General features: G+C 50.0%; 19 protein-coding genes and 1 pseudogene. 6 read left to right on the forward strand and 14 right to left on the reverse strand.

Annotated features, from left to right (window positions below; all coding sequences use genetic code 11):
- Positions 1-117: 117 nt before the first annotated feature.
- The 5 genes from ACZ5EJ_RS02115 to ACZ5EJ_RS02135 all read right to left on the reverse strand — a co-directional run bounded on the left by ACZ5EJ_RS02115 (position 118) and on the right by ACZ5EJ_RS02135 (position 7,005).
- Positions 118-2,181, reverse strand: coding sequence for a nitric oxide reductase activation protein NorD (locus ACZ5EJ_RS02115; protein ID WP_464557366.1), 2,064 nt, complete (start codon positions 2,179-2,181; stop codon positions 118-120).
- 5 nt (positions 2,182-2,186) lie between these two features.
- Complete coding sequence (locus ACZ5EJ_RS02120; RefSeq protein ID WP_218138411.1) at positions 2,187-2,981, reverse strand: CbbQ/NirQ/NorQ/GpvN family protein; 795 nt, start codon at positions 2,979-2,981, stop codon at positions 2,187-2,189.
- Between the two features lie 31 nt (positions 2,982-3,012).
- Positions 3,013-4,359, reverse strand: coding sequence for a cbb3-type cytochrome c oxidase subunit I (locus ACZ5EJ_RS02125; RefSeq protein ID WP_074684730.1), 1,347 nt, complete (start codon positions 4,357-4,359; stop codon positions 3,013-3,015).
- A 36-nt stretch (positions 4,360-4,395) separates the two neighbouring features.
- Positions 4,396-4,848, reverse strand: a complete 453-nt coding sequence (locus tag ACZ5EJ_RS02130) for a c-type cytochrome (protein ID WP_074684731.1) — start codon at positions 4,846-4,848, stop codon at positions 4,396-4,398.
- 231 nt (positions 4,849-5,079) lie between these two features.
- On the reverse strand, positions 5,080-7,005 hold the full coding sequence (locus tag ACZ5EJ_RS02135; RefSeq protein WP_074684732.1) for a potassium transporter Kup: 1,926 nt from the start codon (positions 7,003-7,005) through the stop codon (positions 5,080-5,082).
- A gap of 169 nt (positions 7,006-7,174) precedes the next feature.
- Between ACZ5EJ_RS02135 and ACZ5EJ_RS02140 the strand changes: the two are divergent.
- Positions 7,175-7,901: pseudogene (locus tag ACZ5EJ_RS02140) on the forward strand (IS5 family transposase); the annotation flags it as partial.
- Positions 7,902-7,969: 68 nt separating this feature from the next.
- Positions 7,970-8,932 carry an IS481 family transposase gene (locus ACZ5EJ_RS02145; RefSeq protein ID WP_464557040.1) on the forward strand — a complete coding sequence of 321 codons (963 nt, stop codon included), beginning with the start codon at positions 7,970-7,972 and terminating at the stop codon, positions 8,930-8,932.
- Here the strand turns inward: ACZ5EJ_RS02145 and ACZ5EJ_RS02150 are convergent.
- Positions 8,929-9,387 carry a YaiI/YqxD family protein gene (locus ACZ5EJ_RS02150; protein ID WP_074455417.1) on the reverse strand — a complete coding sequence of 153 codons (459 nt, stop codon included), beginning with the start codon at positions 9,385-9,387 and terminating at the stop codon, positions 8,929-8,931. The genes ACZ5EJ_RS02145 and ACZ5EJ_RS02150 overlap by 4 nt on opposite strands.
- A gap of 43 nt (positions 9,388-9,430) precedes the next feature.
- A complete protein-coding gene (locus ACZ5EJ_RS02155; RefSeq protein WP_074455418.1) occupies positions 9,431-11,551 on the reverse strand; it encodes a putative bifunctional diguanylate cyclase/phosphodiesterase in 2,121 nt (706 codons plus the stop codon).
- Positions 11,552-12,324: 773 nt separating this feature from the next.
- Here ACZ5EJ_RS02155 and ACZ5EJ_RS02160 point away from each other — a divergent pair.
- On the forward strand, positions 12,325-13,506 hold the full coding sequence (locus ACZ5EJ_RS02160) for a BaiN/RdsA family NAD(P)/FAD-dependent oxidoreductase (RefSeq protein ID WP_074455419.1): 1,182 nt from the start codon (positions 12,325-12,327) through the stop codon (positions 13,504-13,506).
- Positions 13,507-13,647: 141 nt separating this feature from the next.
- On the opposite strand, the gene metW is transcribed toward ACZ5EJ_RS02160, so the two are convergent.
- From metW to ACZ5EJ_RS02185, 5 genes are all read right to left on the reverse strand, one after another.
- Complete coding sequence (metW, locus tag ACZ5EJ_RS02165; protein ID WP_011633644.1) at positions 13,648-14,265, reverse strand: methionine biosynthesis protein MetW; 618 nt, start codon at positions 14,263-14,265, stop codon at positions 13,648-13,650.
- Positions 14,266-14,295: 30 nt separating this feature from the next.
- On the reverse strand, positions 14,296-15,429 hold the full coding sequence (gene metX / locus ACZ5EJ_RS02170) for a homoserine O-succinyltransferase MetX (RefSeq protein ID WP_011633645.1): 1,134 nt from the start codon (positions 15,427-15,429) through the stop codon (positions 14,296-14,298).
- Positions 15,430-15,527: 98 nt separating this feature from the next.
- A complete protein-coding gene (gene ptsP, locus ACZ5EJ_RS02175; RefSeq protein WP_011633646.1) occupies positions 15,528-17,255 on the reverse strand; it encodes a phosphoenolpyruvate--protein phosphotransferase in 1,728 nt (575 codons plus the stop codon).
- Complete coding sequence (locus ACZ5EJ_RS02180; RefSeq protein WP_011633647.1) at positions 17,252-17,521, reverse strand: HPr family phosphocarrier protein; 270 nt, start codon at positions 17,519-17,521, stop codon at positions 17,252-17,254. The genes ptsP and ACZ5EJ_RS02180 overlap by 4 nt, the downstream gene beginning before the upstream one ends.
- Positions 17,511-17,915 carry a PTS sugar transporter subunit IIA gene (locus ACZ5EJ_RS02185; RefSeq protein WP_011633648.1) on the reverse strand — a complete coding sequence of 135 codons (405 nt, stop codon included), beginning with the start codon at positions 17,913-17,915 and terminating at the stop codon, positions 17,511-17,513. The genes ACZ5EJ_RS02180 and ACZ5EJ_RS02185 overlap by 11 nt, the downstream gene beginning before the upstream one ends.
- 348 nt (positions 17,916-18,263) lie before the next feature.
- On the opposite strand from ACZ5EJ_RS02185, the gene ACZ5EJ_RS02190 reads away from it, so the two are divergent.
- A complete protein-coding gene (locus tag ACZ5EJ_RS02190) occupies positions 18,264-19,301 on the forward strand; it encodes a phosphatase PAP2 family protein (RefSeq protein WP_464557370.1) in 1,038 nt (345 codons plus the stop codon).
- Positions 19,302-19,693: 392 nt separating this feature from the next.
- On the opposite strand, the gene ACZ5EJ_RS02195 is transcribed toward ACZ5EJ_RS02190, so the two are convergent.
- Positions 19,694-19,843, reverse strand: a complete 150-nt coding sequence (locus ACZ5EJ_RS02195) for a hypothetical protein (RefSeq protein ID WP_160803451.1) — start codon at positions 19,841-19,843, stop codon at positions 19,694-19,696.
- A 42-nt stretch (positions 19,844-19,885) separates the two neighbouring features.
- Between ACZ5EJ_RS02195 and ACZ5EJ_RS02200 the strand changes: the two genes are divergently transcribed.
- The gene (locus ACZ5EJ_RS02200; protein ID WP_083386871.1) at positions 19,886-20,908 is read left to right on the forward strand and encodes an SGNH/GDSL hydrolase family protein; all 1,023 of its coding nucleotides are present in this window, start codon (positions 19,886-19,888) and stop codon (positions 20,906-20,908) included.
- 65 nt (positions 20,909-20,973) lie between these two features.
- Here the strand turns inward: ACZ5EJ_RS02200 and ampD are convergent, their stop codons facing one another.
- Complete coding sequence (ampD, locus tag ACZ5EJ_RS02205; RefSeq protein ID WP_074709939.1) at positions 20,974-21,519, reverse strand: 1,6-anhydro-N-acetylmuramyl-L-alanine amidase AmpD; 546 nt, start codon at positions 21,517-21,519, stop codon at positions 20,974-20,976.
- A gap of 89 nt (positions 21,520-21,608) precedes the next feature.
- Here ampD and tmk point away from each other — a divergent pair, with 89 nt between their 5' ends.
- The gene (gene tmk, locus ACZ5EJ_RS02210; RefSeq protein ID WP_011633653.1) at positions 21,609-22,256 is read left to right on the forward strand and encodes a dTMP kinase; all 648 of its coding nucleotides are present in this window, start codon (positions 21,609-21,611) and stop codon (positions 22,254-22,256) included.
- Positions 22,257-22,334: the final 78 nt, after the last annotated feature.

Consider the following 22,334-nt stretch of genomic DNA (forward strand, 5'->3'; position numbering starts at 1 on the left):
ATAAATTGCCTTACCAGATTACTTTACCCTTCAAGGGTTTGCAAAGACGGTATTCTTACCATCAGTGTTGCGTACACCCTGCTGATTATGTCAGATGATTCGTGAAATAACAGGCAGTCAGCCAGTCAGTTGCCGATAGAGTGCCGGAATAATTTTGATGAGTCGTTCCGGCCGATTGATGATGGCGTAGCCACCACGGCCGAACAGATAAGGAAAATAAGCTTGTGCTTCATGGTCGATGGTGATGCCAAACAATTGCAATCCTTGCCGCCGGGCTTCGATAACCGCTTGGCGAGTATCTTCAACGCCGTAGCGACCTTCATAATGATCCAGATCGTTGGGTTTGCCATCAGTCAGCAACAGAATCAGGCGGTGACGTTCTGGTCGTTGCGCCAGTAACTGGCTGACATGGCGCAATGCTGTGCCCATCCGGGTGTAGTATCCTGGCCGTAATGCTGCAATACATCGCAATGTCCGGCTGCTGAAAGGTTCGTTAAAATCTTTCACAGTCGTCATTTGCACAAAATGGCGCTGGCGTGAGGTAAAGGTGTGAATTGAAAAACAATCCTGACAAGCGGCAATGCCAGTGGCCAGTGCAACCAGTGCTTCTTTCTCGATATCCAGCACCCGCCGCCCGCCAATCCAGCTGTCTGTGGAGAGAGAAACATCTACCAGCACCGCGACCGCCAGATCTCGTGCTTGTTCGCGTGCAGCAAGATAGAGCCGATCTGTACCCATGCCATGAGCGGCCTGATCCGCCTGGGCGCGTACGAGTGCATCCAAATCCAGTTCCGCGCCATCCGGCTGGCCGCGTAAAATTTCCCTACGAGGGCGTAATGCCTCGAACTGACGGCGAATCCGGCGAAACTGCCGCCGGGCACCGTCACTGGGTTCCCATTGCTCTCCGGTTTCACTGGCGATTCGGCACAGCACCTGACAATGGGCAGCGTGATATTGTTTGCGGCGATAATCCCATTCAGGGTAAGTTAGTTTCGCAAGCAGGCTGGCTGGATCGGTATCTTCCGGTGCCAGATCAAGATCAAATTTCAATACTGTGGAGGCGCGCCGTCGATGGGTAGTAACGGCCAGCTCTTCCATTGAATCAGCTACTTCTCGAGCGCCTGCTTCATTATCATCTTCTACTGGTCGGTTGACATTCACCATTTCCGACCAGGTGATCAGTTTCTCAAAACGGTTTAGTAATAGGGGATCATTACGTTCGCTCTGGTCAAATTTTCTCCGTCGGGCTTTTCTACTGCACCGATCTTCCTGATTGACAGAATGATCAACCCGATCTTCATCAGCGGACAATGTTCGGGTAGTACCCGACGGTGAATCTATTTCTATCGTGCCCCATAACGGCACTGGCAGAAACGGGTGGTAACCTTTATCTGCGCGCAGATCACTGAAATCCGGTTCAGGTTGTTGGATGCGTGCGAGTAAATTGATTGCTGCCGGATCAGTACACGGTTGTCCAAGCAGGGCAAGTACAATGGATTCTACAATGTGCTCTTGTGTCGGTAGTGAACGGGGTGGACGTGTTTGAAGTAAATGAGAGCACAGTGTCTGATATGTTTTTCTTAAGCCCAGATAGCGTTGACAAATAGCAAGACTGGTTTGCCAGGCACAATGAAGAAAATAAAGATCAGTCTGGAATGGATCATCCTTTGAAAAAGCGGATTGATGACAATGCTGGCTTATTTCGTCGAAATGTCCGGATTGCTTACTGCTACTTGCTGCCGCCTGCTGCATTTCATTCTCGGTAGCGTGCGCAGTCGCAATGACATTGGTTGATCTAATCAGCGTTTTCTTGCCTGTCATAGCAAAAAAAGCGGCTAACCAGAAGTAGAGTTGCCGATTGAGCGATGCTTCTGGGAACAAGCAAATCTCGGCGGGCAGTAATAATCGTTCCGGGCCAAGTACCGCCAACGGCAGTTTTTCTTGGTGATGACCCAGGCGCTGTTTCCAACTTGGACGATTTCGTACCGTTTGTAGCGTTGTGGCCGTCAGTAACAGACCGTGATCACCGCCCATACCATGAAAAAATGTGCGCAACGCTGCATGAATGGATTCCAGCGAAACGGCGGCCGAAGGATAGTGTGGGTAACTACTTTCAGACTGGCCAACTAGTCGGTGCCAGAGACGGCCGATTTGTTCTTCCAGCTCCAGCCATTGCCACATGGTGTTTAACCGAAAGTAGCGTGGATCAGTTCAAATAAACCTTGTTGCACTTCCGGCTCATCGCTTAATGGTTCGATCAATGCGGCTTGTGCTGCCTGCAGGGGATCAAGCCCAGCCGCCATCAGTGTAGCGCAGTACACCAGCAACCGGGTGGAAACACTTTCTTCCAGATCAACTTCTTTCAGCAGTCGCAGTTGGGTAGCTAGATTGACCAGCGCAGTGCAATGTTCTCTTGCGAGGCCGCTTTCATTGGCGATAATTTCCAGCTCAATTTCCGGTGGAGGGAAGTCAAAGGACAGGGCGATAAACCGCTGCCGTGTACTGGGTTTGAGTGATTTAAGAATGTTCTGATAGCCGGGATTATAGGAGATGACCAGCATGAAGCTATCTGGTGCCTGCAATACTTCATTAGTACGTTCCAACGGCAACATGCGCCGATCATCTGTCAGGGGATGCAGTACGACTGTTACATCCTTGCGTGCTTCCACAACTTCATCCAGATAACAGATACCGCCTTCGCGGATGGCGCGGGTCAACGGTCCATCCACCCAAACTGTTTCCCCACCCTTGATCAGGAAACGGCCAGTCAGATCAGCTGCGGTCAGATCATCATGGCAAGAGATCGTAAAAAGCGGCCGCTGTAGTCGGGCAGCCATGTGAGTGACAAAGCGGGTTTTGCCACAGCCGGTTGGCCCTTTCAGTAACAGCGGCAAGCGTTGCCGGTAGGCAGTTTCAAACAACTCACATTCATTGCCGATCGGGACATAAAATGGCAAATCTGTTGCCGTAGCAGCTGTCACAGCTATATTCCCGGAGTGGCTAACAACTGTTTCATTTGTTGGCTGCCCGCAAGTTCAGGGAGGGTGACACCTGGTTTTTGACAGGCCCCAACGCAGCGTAAATGTATAGGATTACGCCGATAACGAAGACGATACCGGACAGCAATCGCATCCAGTAGAACAAATCCAGTTGCTGTTGAATTTCCATGAATCCCAGTCCCATAACCCGTTGTAAATGCGTTTGCAGTACCCCGGCAAACGTCAGGGTGAAGGTCATGAACGCCATGGAAGCAGTCATCACCCAGAAACTCCACATATTCAAAATCTGGTTATACGGTTGCACGCTGCGCAATTGTGGCAGGGCATAGGTGAAGAAAGCCAGATTGAGCATGACGTAGGCACCATAAAATGCCATGTGTCCGTGAGCAGCGGTGATTTGCGTACCATGACTGTAAAAATTTATGAATGAGAAACTGTGCATTAGCCCCCATACCCCGGCACCGAAAAAAGCCATCACCGGACAGCCTAAAGTCCAGAGCATGGCGGCCTTATTGGGATGATTACGTCCGCTGCGGTACACCATGTGGAAACACCACAGCACCATAGCGAAGAAGGGCAGCACTTCCAGAATCGAGAACAGACTGCCGATCCATTGCCAATAGCTTGGTGTGCCAATCCAGTAATAGTGGTGACCGGTGCCTAGCAATCCGCTGAACAACGCTAGACCAACAATTACATACAGCCATTTTTCGATGACTTCACGGTCCACGCCAGTCATCTTGATTAACAAAAAAGCAAGCATCGATGCCATGATTAACTCCCATATGCCTTCCACCCAGAGATGCACGACATACCACCAGTACATTTTGTCCAGCGCGAGGTTATCCGGATTATAGAAGGCAAATAGAAATAACAGTGCCGCCCCCCACATGCCAAGTAGCAGAACTGTGGAGACAACGGTCTTTCGTCCCTTGAGGACTGTCATAGAGACGTTGTACAGAAATAACAGGAACGCAACGACTAACAACACTTTGACCCATAAAGGCTGTTCCAGAAACTCCCGGCCTTCATGTATCCCCATCAGGTAACTCACCACGGCAGCCAGTGCAGCGAAGACGAAGATAAACAATTGCAACCAGGCAATTTTCGGGCTATGGATATCTCGCTCGCTTTCTTCAGGAATCAGAAAATAAGCTGCCCCGAAGTAACCTAGCAGCAGCCAGATCAGCAGGGCATTGGTGTGAATCATCCGAATAATGTGGAATGGCAAACTTTCTGCCAGTAAATTAGGCAAGGTATAGACGGAACCGGCAAGGACACCGGCCAATACCTGTACAAGGAACAGCGCTAATGCGGCGATGAAATAGGGGTAAGCAAGTTTCTGGGTCGAATATTTCATGGATATTTTCCTTCGTATGATAGTTGTTCAGGTGAGTTAGCCTGCGGTATTTGGAGGCCATGCTTGTGTATCAATACGACTGACCCACTCAAGAAAATCGATTAAGTTATCCAGCTCCTGTTCGCTTAAATTGAATTGTGGCATCTGGCGACGTCCCGGTACACCGGTTGGCTGGGCTCTCATCCAGGCCTTTAATCCCATTCTTGCACCCTCCGGATGCTCACGTCCGCCATAGCGGACCCAAACATTACCCAGTTCTGGAGCAAAATAAGCCCCTTCACCCAGTAGCGAATGGCAATTGATGCAGGCATTGTGCTCCCATACCTGTTTTCCTTGCGCAACAGAGGGCGTGAGTGTTGCCTGATCAGTCGAACTGTTGACAATATATAGATGGGTATGGATTGAAAGTGCAATGAAAAGTAGCAGGAAGAAAGCTGTCCCGCCGTAAAAAATATTACGGGCAGCCGATTTAGTAAACCTTTCACTCATCGCTATTCTCCTTGTTCAAATATTTTGGGTAATTATAGCTGTGACCGGGTTGCTGGTATTTTAGGGCCGCAGAGTATAGCCAACTTGTCGGCATTTGTCTGATGACTCAGAACCTGCATGGAGGCTCTTGTACATCGCCATATTTGCTTGCCTGGATCCATTCCCGCAACTACCTCAACTACCTGCTGCTTTATCGTCTGGAGCGGATGCATTGCGCTAAATAATACCGTGTTACAGCTCGACCTGTATGCCGAGCTCGATCACGTGCTCTGGCGGCAGATGGTAGAACGCCGTTGGCCAGGCGCTGTTGCGTGACATAAATGCAAACAGGCGATCTCGCCAGAGCGCCATTCCGGGGCGTTCGTCGGTAGGGATCAACGAGGCACGGCTGAGATAATAGGTCGTGGTGTCGAGATCAATCTTCAATCCCAATGTTTCACATGCTCGCAGCGCCACCGGAACATTCGGACTTTGCATGAATCCATAGTGCACAATGATGCGGTGAAAACCGGAAGACAGCTCCATGACTTCAAGGCGCTCTGCTGCCGGTACACGCGGCACCTCTTCGGTAATTACGGTAACCAGGACCACTTGTTCGTGCAAGGCCTTATTGTGAATCAGCTGGTAGAGTAATGCCGGCGGTGTATCGTGCTGGTGGATAGTAAGGAAAACTGCCGTACCAGACACACGCACAGGAGGATCAGTCACGATACGTTGGAGAAAATCTTGGAACGACTCGGTTTCCTTATGTATTCTCTGTATGAGAAGCTGGCGCCCCTGCTGCCAGGTAATCATTAAGGTAAATATGAACACGGCTATGGCCAGCGGGAACCAGCCACCATCCGTGATCTTGAGTAGATTTGAACTGAAGAAGGCCAGGTCAATTATCAGGAATCCCACCGTCACTGCTACTGCGGTCAGGATGTTCCAGTGCCAGCGTTCGCGCATCACAAAAAATGCCAGAATGGTAGTGATCACCATAGTACCTGATACCGCGATACCAAAGGCACCCGCGAGGTTATCCGAGGAGCGGAAGTGCAGTACCAGCCATACGGCAGCAATCATCATGAACCAGTTTGCCGCAGGCACGTAGACCTGGCCGATTTCCTCCGAGGAGGTTTGCACCAATGTCAGCCGTGGGCTCTGCCCAAGCTGAATCGCCTGCCGGGTCAGCGAGAATACACCTGAAATGATCGCCTGAGAGGCAATGATAGTGGCGAGCGTTGCCAGGCCTACCAGGGAATATAGGAATGATGGCGGCGCTAGGTGAAAAAACGGTTGTGCCTCATGTGGGTCGAGCAATAGTAGCGCCCCCTGCCCGAAATAATTAAGTAACAAGGCTGGCAGTACCAGGGCAAACCACATTAGCCGGATCGGCGCTCGCCCAACATGTCCCATATCTGCATAGAGAGCCTCGGCGCCGGTTAGGGCGAGAAACACGCCACCGAGAACTCGGAAAGCGCTCCAGCCGTTATCAGTGAAGAAATTGATCCCATAATAGGGGTTGACCGCGACCAACACCTGTGGATGGTGAATGATTCCATTCAATCCGAGCAAGGCGATTACTACAAACCACACTAGCATGATCGGGCCGAAGACTCTGCCGATGCGCGCGGTACCTCGCTTCTGTACCATAAACAGCAGCACCAGAATAACGGTGGTTGCCGGGATTATGTAAGATGTCAGTTGTGGTGCTGCCACTTCCAGCCCTTCCATGGCGCTCAGTACCGAAATCGCTGGTGTGATCATGCCGTCGCCATAGAGCAGCGCCGCACCAAACAATCCAAGGACAATCAGTATATTGCGCTGGTGTTGTGGCGATCCGCGCCAGGGGCGCAACAGTGCCAGCAGAGCCAGAATGCCGCCTTCGCCGTGGTTATCCGCACGCATAATAATTAGCAAATACTTGATCGAAACAAGGATGATCAGCGCCCAGAAAATCAACGACAGGATACCCAGGATACTTTCAGGCGTTCTTGAGTCGGGCGCCATATTGTGCAGCGCTTCGCGAAACGCATATAGAGGGCTGGTAGCGATATCACCGTAGACCACACCCAGGGCGGTTAGGCATAAAGCAGCAGTGAGGCGGGGGTTTGTGTCCTGTTCGTTACGTGATCCTTGCCTGTTACTGGCAGATGATTCCGAATCGAGTGCCATGTTTTATTTTCTTTTTTTTCGATGTAGGGAGATTACTGCTTAAACTACCCATTATGCAAACCTGCTGTAAACCGTAAACGGTAGTATATTTGACGAAGCATTGAATGACACGCACAAACGCGAGAGTGTAAGAATTTTTGTGTAAACGGTTATTTGGCAGGATACTGCCGTGCGACGCAGTACCAAGCCTACGACAGTGGATCTATATGAGGTGTTCTGCGCGGTGCTATACCTACTGCGCACCGGTTGCCAATGGAGATTCCTGCCCAGTGAGTTTCCCAAATGGTAGCGTGTGTATGCCTTATTGGCACAAATGGAGTGAGCCCGATCAGCACGGTGTGAGTGTGTTGGAGCAGGCATTAAAAAATCAGGTTGGCGCGGCCCGCGAGAAACGGGGGCGCAACGCTTGCCGCACGTTCTTGATCGTGGACGCGCAGAGTGTGAGAAACACGGACATGGCGGGCCAGAAGGGCTATGACGCAGGCAAGAAGGTATCGGGCATCAAGCGTCATATCGCGGTCGATACCCAGGGTTTGCCGCATGCCATTGCGGTGACGACAGCGGAAGTGACCGATCGCAAAGGTGCGTTGCAGGCTTTCCGGCGTTGTCGTTCAGGCCTGGGCCGGGTGGTGGCGGTGTTGGCGGACAGCGGTTATGTGGGAGAGCCGTTTGCTCAAGGTGTACGCGATGTGCTGAGCGAGACTGTCGCGGTTCAGATCGCCAGGCGCAGTGAGTTGCATACCTTCGCCGTTATCCCCAAGCGTTGGGTAGTGGAACGCAGCTTTGCCTGGTTGGAGAAGAATCGACGGCTGTGGAAGAACTGTGAGCGCTTACTCAACACCAGCTTGCAGTTTATTCACCTGGCCTTCCTGGCCCTTCTACTCAAAAGACTTTGAACAGGTTCTAAGTGTTTAGTCCCACGGTGTGCTGGTGTAACATATAACCAGCTACGGAGGGATGATTTATGGGACAGATATTACACGGAAGCGCCCGCACGACAGCGGCGGTACGTCGAGCGATACAAAATAGTCAAGAGAGTCTGAATGTTCTGGCCAAGCGGCATGGGATTAATCCAAAAACGGTAGCGAAGTGGCGGAAGCGGGAATTCACCCACGATGCACCGATGGGCCCCAAAGAGTCGCACTCGACTGTTTTAAGTCTGGAAGAAGAAGCCGCTGTTGTGGCGTTTCGCAAACATACGCTTCTACCGCTGGATGATTGTCTATATGCCTTGCAACCAAGCATTCCGCATTTAACCCGCTCAAGCCTGCATCGCTGCTTTCAACGGCATGGCATCAGTCGGTTGCCGGAGGTTGATGGTGACAAGCCAAAGAAAAAGTTTAATGCCTATCCAATTGGCTACTTCCATATTGATATTGCCGAAGTTCGTACGAAGGAAGGTAAACTCTATCTTTTTGTAGCCATTGACCGGACATCAAAGTTCGTTTTTGTTCAACTCCAGAACAAAGCCAACCGCAACACGGCAACCGCCTTCTTGAAGGCCGTGATCGAGACTGTTCCCTACAAGATCCATACAATCCTGACTGATAACGGTATCCAGTTTACGTTCCCGGCGCGTTATCGGAATGGGCCAACGGCTCAGTATGTAACGCATATGTTCGATAGGTGTTGTCAGATCAACGGCATCGAGCACCGTCTCACCAAACCCAACCATCCCTGGACCAATGGTCAGGTTGAACGCATGAATCGAACCATCAAGGATGCGACTGTAAAACGGTATTATTACGACTCACACGATCAGCTGAAGGCCCATCTCCATCGCTTTGTGATGGCTTATAACTTCGCCAAAAGACTAAAAGCTCTCAAAGGCCTAACACCCTATGAATACATCTGCAAAATCTGGAAAAATGAGCCAGATCGTTTTATCTTTGACCCATTCCAGCACACCGTGGGACTAAACATCTAAGAGGCTGTTTGACTCAGCTTCATCATCAAACGATCCAATGCATTGGCAAATCCGCGCTGATCAGATTGACTAAACGCTGCAGGTCCGCCCGTTTCCACCCCCGCACTACGCAATTCTTCCATCATATCGCGTATCGATAATCGTTCACGTATGTTATCTACGCTGAAAAGCTCTCCTCGATGGCTGAGCACGAAGGCTTCTTTATCAATTAACTGTGCTGCCAGTGGAATATCGCCCGTAACCACCAAATCACCAACGCCCGCGTGTAGCACAATATAATCATCCGCCACATCAAAGCCACGGGGTACTTGAACCGCTCTAATCAAAAGTGAAGGTGGTGTATACAACATCTGATTCGCCACCAACGTTAAAGGCCGTTTCCAACGTTGTGCTGCCCGAAATAAAATATCTTTAATCACGACTGGACATGCATCCGCATCGACCCAAATATGCATCTTATCTCCTAAAACCCATGCTCTAGCGCATGGATAATTGTAGTTATTTCCGGCTCAAAATCGCGCTGAATGCTGGTTGAGTCAGCTTTAAATGTAGGTCATTACATGTATGCTGGTGTAGCAGTTCACTAAATTCGTCTGCTGTTACAGGCTTGCCCAGCAGGAATCCCTGTACTTCATCGCACATCATGCTTTTTAATTTCGTGAGCTGCGAATCGGTCTCGACGCCCTCAGCTACCACATCCATTCCGAGTGTATGGGCAAGTTTGATGATTGCAGAAACGATGGCGCTGCCTTCATGTCCGTACTCATCCATACCACTGGTGAAAAAACGATCTATCTTCAGTTGCTTGGCACGGAAGCGTTGCAAGTAGGCAAGGCTCGAATAACCTGTCCCGAAATCGTCAATGGCAATCTCGAAGTTGTTTTCCTGGAACTTACGGATCATATCAGTCGTTTTGGGTGCATCCTGCATCGCCACGGTTTCCGTGATTTCAAACATGATCTGTTCGCATGGGATTTGTTCAGATCGGACGATATCCAGCATCGTTGTGATCAGATCCGGTTGCTCCAGTTGCCTGGGAGACAGATTGATGGCCACCTTGATTGCTGGCAAGCCGTCTTCCTTCCAGCGGCGTAGTTGTTGGCAAGTTTCGCGCACCACCCAGTAACCTATTGGGATGATTTGCCCGGAACGTTCAGCGATCGGGATGAACTCTATCGGTGGTAAAAGTCCGAATTCTGGATGGCGCAGACGGAGTAGCGCCTCGGCACCGACTAGCTCACTATTGCTGCCACGGAATTTTGGCTGAAAATACAGAGAAAAGTAGCCAACTTTGAGTGCTTCGTGCAAGACACGCTGAATCTGCAGCGCGCGAGTGGCCGCTTCATTCATGCTCGTCTCAAAAAATCGATAGGTGCTGCGCCCACCCCGTTTTGCTTCGTACATCGCGGCATCCGCGTTCTTCAGCAGTTTTTCAACGGTATCGCCGTCTTGTGGAAATAATGTAATTCCGATACTTGGCATCACCTGTAGAGGCTGGTTATTGGCCCATAGACCTTGGCGCATGCGGCTGAGTATGCTATCTGCCATTTCTGAGGCATCGTCCGTAGTCGCGATATTTTCAAGCAGTGCCACAAATTCATCACCTCCCAGCCGGGCGACCGTGTCGCTGCCGCGCACGCAATGCAGCAACCTTAGCGCGAACGCCTTCAGGACTTCATCCCCAACTGAATGCCCAAGAGAATCATTGATGATCTTGAATCCATCGAGATCCATAAACAGGATGGCAAACATATTCCCATCGCGCCTGGAAATTTCAATCGCACGTTCCATCCGCTCTATAAGCGTCCAGCGGTTTGGCAAATCCGTCAAGGCATCAAATGTTGCCATGCGGACGATCTGGTCGTTGAGGCGGGATACTGAGCCAGTAAGAAAGTTTGCCCTCGCATCGTAGCGAGATAGTGTGAGTGTAATGATCAGGATCAGGAATGTGAGCAAAATGATGGTAGTGGCGAGCCATTGCGAATCGATATCGTTGGCTGTGCCGCTAGTTGATCCGGGTGGAAAATAGGCGGCGGCCATGCCGGTGTAGTGCATCCCGGTAATCGCGACACCCATCAGGAACGCTGCGCCGATACGCTTAGCAATCAGATGGGTTTGATCTGCATCGCTGAGAATGTAAGCAATCCACAGTGCAGCATTGGCTGCAATAATGGCAATAACAACCGAGATACCGAACAGCAGCGGATCGTAGTGAATCGCAGGTTGCATCTCCATAGCGGCCATGCCGGTGTAATGCATGCTGGAGATACCCAAACCCATCAGGGTGCCGCCGATGAGGAGGCGAGAAATCGTCAATTTTGTTTGCGTGACCACATACAGCACAGAATAGGAAAGCAGTATGGCGATCACCAGCGAATAGACGGTAGTTGCGAAATCGTAACCGAGTGGGGTAGGCAGCAAAAAAGAGAGCATTCCAATGAAATGCATAGACCAGATACCAATGCCCATTGCTGCTGCGCCGCCGGCAAGCCACACATAACGCAGCCTGGGACGCGTCAATGCAGAAATGTGGCTCGATAGGTCAAGAGCGGTATAAGAGGCAAGCATGGCCACCACAAGTGACAAGCCAACCAGCCAGGAATTGTATGTGGCTTGCATGACAGTTCCGGTACAGGATTAGTAACATAGAGGATAACGGCAACGAGAGCACTTCTTTTAAGCACTGCCACGGTACTTATAATCTATTTTCTGAGATCGTATCCCTGATACAGCAGCTACATTTCCTGATTGGAGTACTTGAGAGTTTTAGTTGGACAGACCAAATTTACCCCTGGAGTTCGTGAATGATCTGTTCGCCTGGTACAAGAGCATCGCGGCGAATATCCATCGCTGTGGGCGCCGGTTGAATCAATTGCCCCCAGTTTGTCTTGATCAATTGATACACTTTCTCAATTAATCATGGTTGTTTACAAACCAGGCCGTAGCCTTTGCCAATAAATATGTCACGCTCCATCTCCACACGCTTGAGCTTCGTTGGAATTCAAGGGAGTACCACTCGATACCGAAGCCGTGGTAGTTGCCTGATTAGGCTGATATTGAAACGGCGCCAGGCTTAGATCAAAGTGTAGTGGCAGCCAAATTTCTTGGATAGCCCTACGAACAGGTAGACACAAGTGGGCCTGGGCATTGATTTTTATCGTGATGAAGTAACTGGCATGCTTCATTTTCATTCCAAGTAAACGTTTGGCAGTACCAATCATTGTTCAATCACAATATAACTAACGTATAGAGGCGGAATAACCACATCGTATCAGGTGTTCTGTCGTTGTCCTGCTTGGATTTCTTTGACTATTCTTTCGATTGAATTTTTGTAGAATACCCGGTTTGTTTGGTTCTCTTTTTTACGGTTGATCCCCACCGATTTAACTATCATGGCTCATTCTTTTGATGTGATTATCATCGGTGCTGGCGCAGCCGGATTGATGTGTGCGATTGAGGCTGGCAAGCGAGGGCGCAAGGTGTGGTTGATCGATCATAGCGCCAAGATCGCCGAGAAGATTCGTATTTCTGGTGGTGGGCGCTGCAATTTTACCAATCTGCATACCCAGCCCCAAAGCTACCTTTCTCAGAATCCGCATTTCTGCAAATCGGCACTTAGGCGCTATACGCCGCAGGATTTCATTGCACTGGTGTGCAGGCACGGTATCGCTTTTCATGAAAAGAAGCTGGGGCAGTTGTTTTGCGATGATTCCGCCAAACAGATTATCGCTATGTTGTTGGCGGAAGCGCATGAGGCAGGTGTGAAGCTGGAAACCTCGGTGCAGGTGCGTGCCATTGAAGCAGTTGCGGGCGGTTATTGGCTTAAAACCAATCGGGGCGAGCAAACTTGTGCTTCGCTGGTGATCGCGACTGGTGGCCTTTCGATTCCCAAGATTGGAGCGACGCATTTTGGCTATGAGGTTGCCAAACAATTCGGGTTGCACGTGATTCAGCCGCGCGCGGCGCTGGTGCCGTTGATTTTCGATGGAGCATTGTTGGCACGTTGTCAGGCATTGAGCGGGCTTTCGGTCGAGGCGGATGTGCGTTTCGGGAAACAGATTTTTGCTGAAGGATTGCTTTTCACCCACCGAGGGTTGAGCGGGCCTTCCATTTTGCAAATCTCATCGTATTGGGAGGAGGAAGAGCCGATTGTGATCAATCTTGCACCAAGTACGAATGTGTTGGCATTTTTAAAAGTGCAAAAACAACGTCAGCCCAGGCTGCATATCAACAATGTATTAGCGGAAATCTTGCCTAGGCGACTTGCCCAAAGTATTTGTGATGAACGGAATGATAGCGGGCCATTGGCCAACTTGTCCGATGTCCGGCTTGCGGCGCTGGCTAGTGCTGTCAATGATTGGCATATCAAACCGGTTAGTACTGAAGGTTATCGGACGGCTGAAGTGACTCGGGGCGGGGTAGATACACGTGAGTTGTCTTCGCAGACAATGGAGGCAAGCAAACAATCTGGCCTGTTCTTTATCGGCGAAGTGGTGGATGTTACCGGTCACCTGGGTGGTTTTAACTTCCAGTGGGCCTGGTCCTCGGGTTACGTAGCCGGGCAGTATGTATAGACTTGTTTTGGTACCGGCATGGCAGCCAGTGCTGCCTGGTGAGTGCATGATGATCTGGGCATAGACTTTTATCGTGCTGAAGTAGCTGGCAAATCGCACCGCTCATCTTGCCTGTTCCATCACATCAATTTGAGTTGCCAGTTACGCTGCGTGGCCAAAGCGATAAAACGCAAGAATACCGAAGAGATTGGGAAAGAATGCGACCTTTTTATCATGATTCATTACTCGCCTTTCCAGGATGTTCACTTTGTGTTTCTGGCATAGTTGCTCGAAATCGTGCAAGGTACAAAGGTGAATATTCGGGGTGTCATACCATTGATAAGGCAGATTGGATGAAACTGGCATGTGTCCGGCAGCAACCTGCAAGCGGTTTTTCCAGTAACCGAAGTTGGGAAAAGAGACGATACCTTCCTTGCCAACGCGCAATATCTCCTGAATGATATTTTCTGTGTTTTTCATCGCCTGTAATGTCTGCGACAGGATGACATAATCAAACGATGCATTCTCAAACCCGGACAGGCCGGATTCAAGGTCGCTGTGTATGACATTGATTCCTTTTTGCATGCACGCCAGAATATTGTGAGCGCTGATTTCCACGCCGTAGCCGCGTACATCGAGCTTGTTACCGAGGTAGTGCAGTAACGTCCCGTCACCGCAACCCAAGTCAAGCACGCTGGATCCTGGTTTGATCCAGGCTGCGATAGTGGCGAAATCCGGCCGCAATGTCAGGACCGATCTGCTGATTTCAGTTGTTGTCATGTCCAAATAAGAAACCGTTAACCGGTTCTGCTAGATAGAGATGTTATCCATGTAGGCGCGCACCAGCTGGTGGTAGTAGTCATCCTGCATGAGAAAAGAGTCGTGCCCGTATGTGGAAGGTATTTCCGCATAGCTGACATTCAGTTTATTGTCGAGCAGTGCTTTGACGATCTCGCGTGAGCGTTCCGGAGAAAAACGCCAGTCAGAGGTGAATGAGAGTACCAGGAAATCTGCTTGTGCACGCGCAAACGCTGCACTCAGGTTGCCATCATAATCCTGTGCCGGATCAAAATAATCCAGCGCTTTTGTCATCAACAGATAAGTGTTGGCATCGAACAGATCGGCAAATTTATCTCCCTGATAATGCAGGTAGGATTCAATCTGAAACTCCACGTCATAATTGAATGCAAGCGAGCCATTACGCAGTTCGCGGCCAAATTTGCTGGCCATGGAATCATCCGACAGATAGGTGATATGACCGAGCATACGGGCCAGGCGAAGCCCTCTGCGCGGGTGGGTGCCATGGGAATAATAGTCTCCGCCATGAAAATCCGGATCGGTCAGAATCGCTTGTCGTGCCACATCGTTGAAAGCAATATTCTGTGCCGTTAATCTGGCAGAAGCGGCGATCACCGCGACATGGCGCACTCTTTCCGGAGCATCAAGCGCCAGTTGCATGGCCGACATGCCCCCAAGACTGCCCCCAATGATGGCAGCAAAACAATCAATACCGAACTGGTCAGCAAAACGCACATAGGTTTTTGCCCAGTCACTTGTTGTGACCAGCGGAAAATCCGGGCCGTAGCGTTTTCCGGTTCTGTTATTAATGCTGATGGGGCCGGTAGAACCATGGCAGCCACCCAGATTATTAATGCCGATGACAAAGAATTTCCGGGTATCAATCGGTTTTCCTGGACCGATCATGTTGTTCCACCATCCGGTATTCTTGGGATTATCTGCGTAAACACCAGCCACATGGTGGTTGCCGGATAATGCGTGACAGACCAGAATTGCATTGGATCGCTCCGGGTTCAACTCTCCGTAGGTTTCATAGACCAGTTCATAGCTGTCCAGTACAGCCCTGCTTTTCAGGCTGAGTGGGGTGTCAAAATGTACGCGTCGCGCCGAGACGATACCGATAGAATCAGAATCTTGCATGAACATCTGAAAATAATAAAACTGACTGTAGATGTGAAAAATGAATGCTCATTGTATCTAATTGTATTACTGAAAATTCAGTATTCCTTAGGGAGGTGGATGTATCAGCTATTAAGTTTCTGCAGCAGATCATGAATTTTCTCCGGCTCGTCCGCCTTGAGTATCTTTTGTATCAGACGCGAAATATCGGGCAAAGAACTATCCAGTACCTCCCGTTTCACAGTCAGTAGCTGTGTGGGATACATGGAAAACTGCCGTAGCCCCATCCCGAGTAACAGACGGGTATATTTTGCATCGCCTGCCATTTCTCCGCAGATAGAAACCGGTATGCCGGCTTTTGTCGCACTCTGGATGATCCGAGCCAATAATCGCAAAATGGCCGGATGCAGCGGATCAAACAGATGCGCAACGGTTTCGTCGGTCCGGTCAATTGCCAGTGTGTACTGAATGAGATCATTGGTGCCGATGGATAAAAAATCCAGTTTGCGCATGAATAGCTCAAGGCTCAGCGCAGTTGCCGGGATTTCCACCATGCAGCCGATTTTAATAGTTTCATTGAAAGGCTTGTTTTCATCTCGTAAACTTTGCTTGGCAAATTCGATCATTTGCAGTGTCTGATCAACTTCCCGGCTGCTGGAAAGCATCGGAATCAGGATCTGGGTATGGCCCAGGCTTGAAGCGCGCAAAATGGCGCGCAGTTGCGCCAGAAACATGCCTGGTTCGGCCAGGCTCATCCGGATCGCACGCAGGCCAAGCGCCGGATTGGGAGCCATGCGATAGGCGCTTCTGAGATTCTTGTCCGCACCCAGATCAAACGTACGAATGATGACAGGTGATCCATTCATGCCTTTGATCACCGTGGAATAGGCTTCAAACTGTTCTTCTTCATCCGGCAGATCATCCCGGTTCAAAAACAGAAATTCACTGCGAAACAGACCGATTCCGGTTGCGCCATGTTCTTTTGCCCGCTCGACTTCTTGCGGCAGTTCGATATTGGCAAGCAAATCCACCGGAGTACCATCCCGTGTCACTGCTGCTACAAAGCGGAGACGCCAGAGTTTGCGTTTCTCCAGCTCAAGCTGGTTTTGCTTCAGACGATATTCGGCGAGGATATATTTATCCGGGTTGATAATGACGATGCCCTGATTGCCATCCACAATCAGATTGTCATTCTCGCGGATAAGCTGCTGGGCGTGCTGCATAGCCACGATCGATGGAATATTGAGACTGCGTGCAACAATAGCGGTATGCGAGGTTGGCCCGCCCATGTCTGTCAGAAAGGCAGAAAATTGATACTGCTTGTATTGCATGACATCAGCCGGACTCAAATCATGTGCTACCAGAATACCGGAGCCATCTTGTTTCACCGGCGGGGGCGTATACCCCGGATGTCCGAGCAACACCTTCAGAACCCGTTCAGCTATCTGGGCAACATCGGTTTTGCGTTCACGTAAATAGGCATCTTCTATTTCCTCGAAGCGTGCAACCAGGACTTCCATTTGTTGTGTAATTGCCCATTCGGCGTTGCATTGCGCTTGCTTTACAATGTCCAGTGCAGCCTGGGAAAACATCGGATCATCCAGAATCATCTGGTGCAGTTCCAGAAATGCATTGAATTCAGCCGGTCCAGCTCCTTGTACAGTAGAACTCTTTAGTGTTTCCAGCTCCAGCCGCACGGTGGAAAATGCGTTGTGTAACCGTGCCAATTCAGCATCAATTTGATCCTTTGGCAGCTGGTAATGAAGGATGTTCAGCGCTGCTGACGAGGCCAGATGAGCACGTCCGATCGCAATTCCGTCGGACACACCGACACCATGGAGGATGAAACTCATTCACCTTCCCCGAAGTAATCATTGATCAACGCTTTTAATGCTTCCATGGCCTGAATTGCATCGGGTCCGATCGTTTCCAGCTCGACCACTGTACCCTTGCTGGCGGCAAGCGTCATGACACCCATGATGCTTTTGGCATTTACCCGGCGACCGCTGCGTGTCAACCAGACTTCACTCTCGAACCTCTCTGCCAGTTGTGTCAGTTTGGCTGATGCACGCGCATGCAAACCCAGTTTATTGAGGATAGTTAACGTCTCAGTTGGCATTGCCGGTTTCCTGCGATATATGAAGGATACTTTCCCGTCCGCCTGTCAGAACTTTGTTAATCAGCTGTGGCAGGGGAATATGCCGGTGTTGTACCGCACGCAACAACATGGGCAGATTTAGCCCGGCCAGGCATTCAACGCGCCCATCCTGAATCAGCCTACAAGCGATATTAGCTGGCGTGGCGCCCAAAATATCCGTCAGAATCAGAACACCGTCACCCTGATCCAGCTGCTTGAGTACTGCCTGCAACTTTATCGCCTCAGTATCCGGATCTGCAGCCGGGGACACAATATGATTAAGCAACAGCGGGGGACGCTCGCCCAGAATATGGATGACGCAGTCAATCAGACTGGCCCCAAACTGCTCATGACTGATGATCAGGATTCCGATCATTTTGTGATTTACCTACCTGTTTACTAGAAATGAATTTCTGGATTTTATCATCAAGGTATTTCTAAACAATTCAATTACTCGTGTAATTTGTATTCGTATTAAAAATGCATACGGCGGTATCTTTTTCAATGGCGGCGGATTTAATTTAGATGACGGTACAGTGCACTGTCAGATCTGGTAAGTAAATATTAAGCAGGTTGTAAGCTATTTCACGGCAGGTTTCCACAAAATGAATCATGATCACACAATAATTGTAACAATTACGTATGTAGAGGCGTGTGGTTGCAGAGAGAAATAGAAATCAGAGTATATGCTGGAAAAATTTAATCCTACTGTCAATTTTCGGTGATGGAGCAATTCTTTGTAACTGTTCTGCTTTCAATTGAGCATTTTCATATGCTTGGCGGGGTAGCTTTTTTGGCAGCGTTGCTGGCCATATTGGCCGCCTGGATCATGCTGTGGCTTGTCCAATATTACCTGCTTCGCTATGGCAACAGGTTATGGCGGGCAACGGTATCGTTGGGCCATGTACTCAAGAGCAAGTTTATTTGCAATCCATACGTGCACCGGTGGATGCGCCGACATCCCGGCAGCATCCGGTTTCTGGCGGAGCGTGCTGATTACACCCATTTTTTCGGCCTTCCACTGACACTTCTTTTCTTGTCGCTTGCCGTTACGTTGGTTTTGCTTGTAGAAGTTGCTGAAGATGTCGCTACTTCCGATTCGATCGTTGTGGTTGACCATATTGCTGCCCGGTTGATTTCCACATTTCGTGCGCCAGAACTTATTCCTGTTGCCATCTGGATTACGAATTGGTGTGCACCGCCGATAATCGGCATATTACTGGTGGTGGCATGTTTGTTGCTATGGCTGGTGAACCGCAGATTTGCTGCCATAGGCTTGATAACTTCGTTACTGGGAGCCTCCCTGTTCAGTGTGCTGAACAAATTGATTTTTCAGCGGCTCCGGCCGGATGGCGCTGTGCTGCTTGAACCATCCTATTCCTTCCCAAGCAGCCATGCCACCCTGTCAGTCGCTTTCTATGGATTTCTGGGGTATTTGCTGATCAGATCTGTGCAGAAGTGGGATACACGGATCAAATTATGCTTTGCCATGATGGGATTTATTTTTCTGATCGGACTCAGCCGCATTGTGCTCGGCGTACACTACCTGAGCGATGTCTGGGCGGGCTATTTGGTGGGGTTGCTGTGGCTGATCGTGGGCATCAGCGTGAATGAATGGCTCGCTGCAACCGGGCGAATTGACTGGAATTTACCACTTGACCGGCGTCGGAGAATACTAGCGTGCTCCCTCATGCTTGTCGCAGTAATTGGTGTTGCCGGTTATTTATTTGCCCAGGCACTGGTTTTTCGCAGTCTGCAATAGAAGCATCGTCTAGTTTGACTAAGAAGGTTTAATGCCCAAAATCAGCGGTATGAGCTGCAGGCCGGTATCTGCATGGATAAATTATTATGCGTTACTACTACAATGGATTGTAGCGAATGAATCTTTGCGGCAACTCAGGTCAGCAGCTATTACCGAACCGGTAACACTGAGTGTGAGAATTATCAAAACGAACTCTTTGACATTTATAGCTATCACTTTTCTTCAGTTGGTTTGATCGATTTTGAGCGCATAACGTGGGAATTAAGGCAGGACGCGAAGCGGCGTCGGTTTGAATGAATTGTTAGTCGGCATTTACATGGGAAATTCAGCTGAAGTGAGTTTCCAGGAAAATAACCCGTGGCACTCTCGTCATTTCTACCGCGCGGGGTGAATCAGTGCGAGCTTTTGTACCTAGCCCATTGCCGCGCTTTGCCGCCGAACATGCACGCCAGCAACTGAATACCAGTTTCTCGATAGCTACTGCTGCCGTATTCTGAAGCATTCCAGAGTTGTGCAAAGGTTTCCAGGGATTCAAAATGCATACAGTAGTATCTTTTTCAATCAATCTGCCATGAGGAGAAATTGTGAAAAAACTGATAATGGGTGTGCTTTTCCTGGCCTTCATGTTGTCCGGAGCTGTCTGGGCAACGCCGTTTACCAGCCTGTACGCGTTTGGCGATAGTCTCTCGGATGGCGGTAACAGCCCGACTGCGGTAACGAGTATTTACAAGCTGCTGGGAAATAATTGTGATCCCACCCATCCCTGTCCACCTTATGTGGGTGGGCATTACTCCAATGGACCGGTAGCGGTTGAATATCTGGCAAATTCAATCCTGCCTGGTGGCGCTAATTCAGGCAATTTTTTTAATTTCTCCGTCGCTGGAGCAACCAGTGGTATCGGTAACTATGGTGATGGAGGGTCTGCAACCTCATCCGGCATTTTCGGATTACCTGGCATTAGTCTGGAAATTGGAGGTTATCTGTTTGCTTCGGGAGGAGTGGCTGATCCGGATGCGTTGTATTTTGTCTGGGGTGGAGCAAATGATTTTCTGACATTAGATTCCCCCACTGCTGCAGCGCAGAATATCGCAGCCAATGTAGACAAACTCATGGCGGCTGGAGCCACTCATTTTTTTGTGCCCAACCTGCCTGATCTGGGCCTGACACCGCTGGCTGCAGAAGGAAATGTGCAAGGGCTGGCCACATTATTCTCCACCACGTTTAATACGGTGCTGTCTTCCGAGTTGGCAGCGCTGGGTACGCAGTTTCCTGTTGCTGAAATTCTCCAATTTGATACCTATTCCTTTTTCAATCGGATTGTTGGTGACCCGGCTGCGTATGGTTTTACCAATGCACAGGCAAGCTGCCTGGCTTTTCAGGCAGGAGGGGTGCGATGCAGCAACCCGGATCAATACGTATACTGGGATGACCTGCACCCTACCACGCAAGCGCACGCTCTGTTTGGCTCTGTTTTTGCCCGGGCCATCCCTGCGCCGGGAACACTTTTTTTGCTGATGCTGGGCTGGCTGGCACTTGTTTTTGCGCGCGGGAACTGGACTTGCAAGAACCTGGCCAGGCCAGTTAATTCCATGAAACTGGTTGGCTGATTGCCGGGCTCTGTTTGAATCTGGTGGTGATGCAGGGCGGGCAAGCATAGTGCATCACCTGCAAACTACCGGGTTATTTCGAGTGCTTCCCGGTAGCTTTGCCAGTCAAAGCGGGGGCCTGGGTCAGTTTTCCTTTGTGGCGCAATATCGACGTGCCCGACAATGTCATGAATAGGGTAGGTTGCCTGTAGTGCTTGGGTGAGTTTAACCAAACGGGCGTACTGAATTGGTGCAAATGGTTGATTATCACTGCCTTCCAGCTCAATACCAATGGAAAAATCGTTGCACCGGGTGCGGCCTTGCCAGCAGGAGACGCCGGCATGCCAGGCACGCAGCGTGCAGGGGACAAACTGGATGATTTCCCCATCACGGCGAATAAAAAAATGGCTGGAGACTTTTAATCCTGTCAGCTCTTGATAATACGGGTGTGCTTGAGGGTTGATCTGGTTGGTAAACAGTTCAATGACGCCTTCGCCGCCAAATTCTTCCGGGGGCAGGCTGATGGCATGGATGACCAGCAGGCTGATATCATTCCCGTCCGGCCGTTCATCGCAATTGGGAGAAGGAATGTATCTGGCGTGAACGAGGTAACCGTCCGTATTGATTAGCATGGATATGATTGAATTGCCGGCATGAGTTCTGAAATTTTAAGGGTGCCGCCATAAAAACGCCCGTTAACCATTTTAATTGAGTGACTATCTTGCAACGCGGAAAATTTATTACTTTTGAAGGGATAGACGGGGCGGGGAAAAGCACCCATCTGGCCTGGCTGGCGAGTTTCCTGCGTGATAAGGGGCTGGAGGTAATCGTGACGCGTGAACCAGGTAGCACCGCGCTGGGTGAACAATTACGGCAATTGTTGCTGGATCATCGCCAGGCGATGCACGCTGAAACCGAGACGTTGTTGATGTTTGCCGCGCGGAGAGAGCATCTGGACAAAGTGATATTGCCAGCATTGGAGCGTGGTGCCTGGGTAATTTCAGATCGTTTTACTGACGCCAGTTTTGCCTACCAGGGCGGCGGCAGGGGAGTGCCATCAGCCAGGCTGGAAATTCTGGAACAATGGGTGCAGAAAGGGTTTTCTCCTGATCTGACGGTGTACTTCGACGTACCGGTGACAATCAGCCGCCAGCGGGTACAATCCGCCAGAACGGCCGATCGCTTTGAGCTGGAACCAGATCTGTTTTTTGAGCGTGTGCGACAAGCCTATCTGCAACGCGCCAAACAATTTTCTGAACGGATCAGAGTAGTGGATGGCAGCTTGTCGCTGGAAGAAGTCAGAACAGCCATGGTGGAAGTTGTAGAGAAATTCTGGTCGGCTCAAGCGAGCTCCGGATACAGAATGTAAGTTTGGCATGAGTAAACAGCCAGATATCAGAGAGACGCCAGATGGGAAGAATATACTGAAAGACAGTGCTGTCGTTGT

This window comes from Nitrosomonas sp. TNE100, assembly GCF_055387135.1.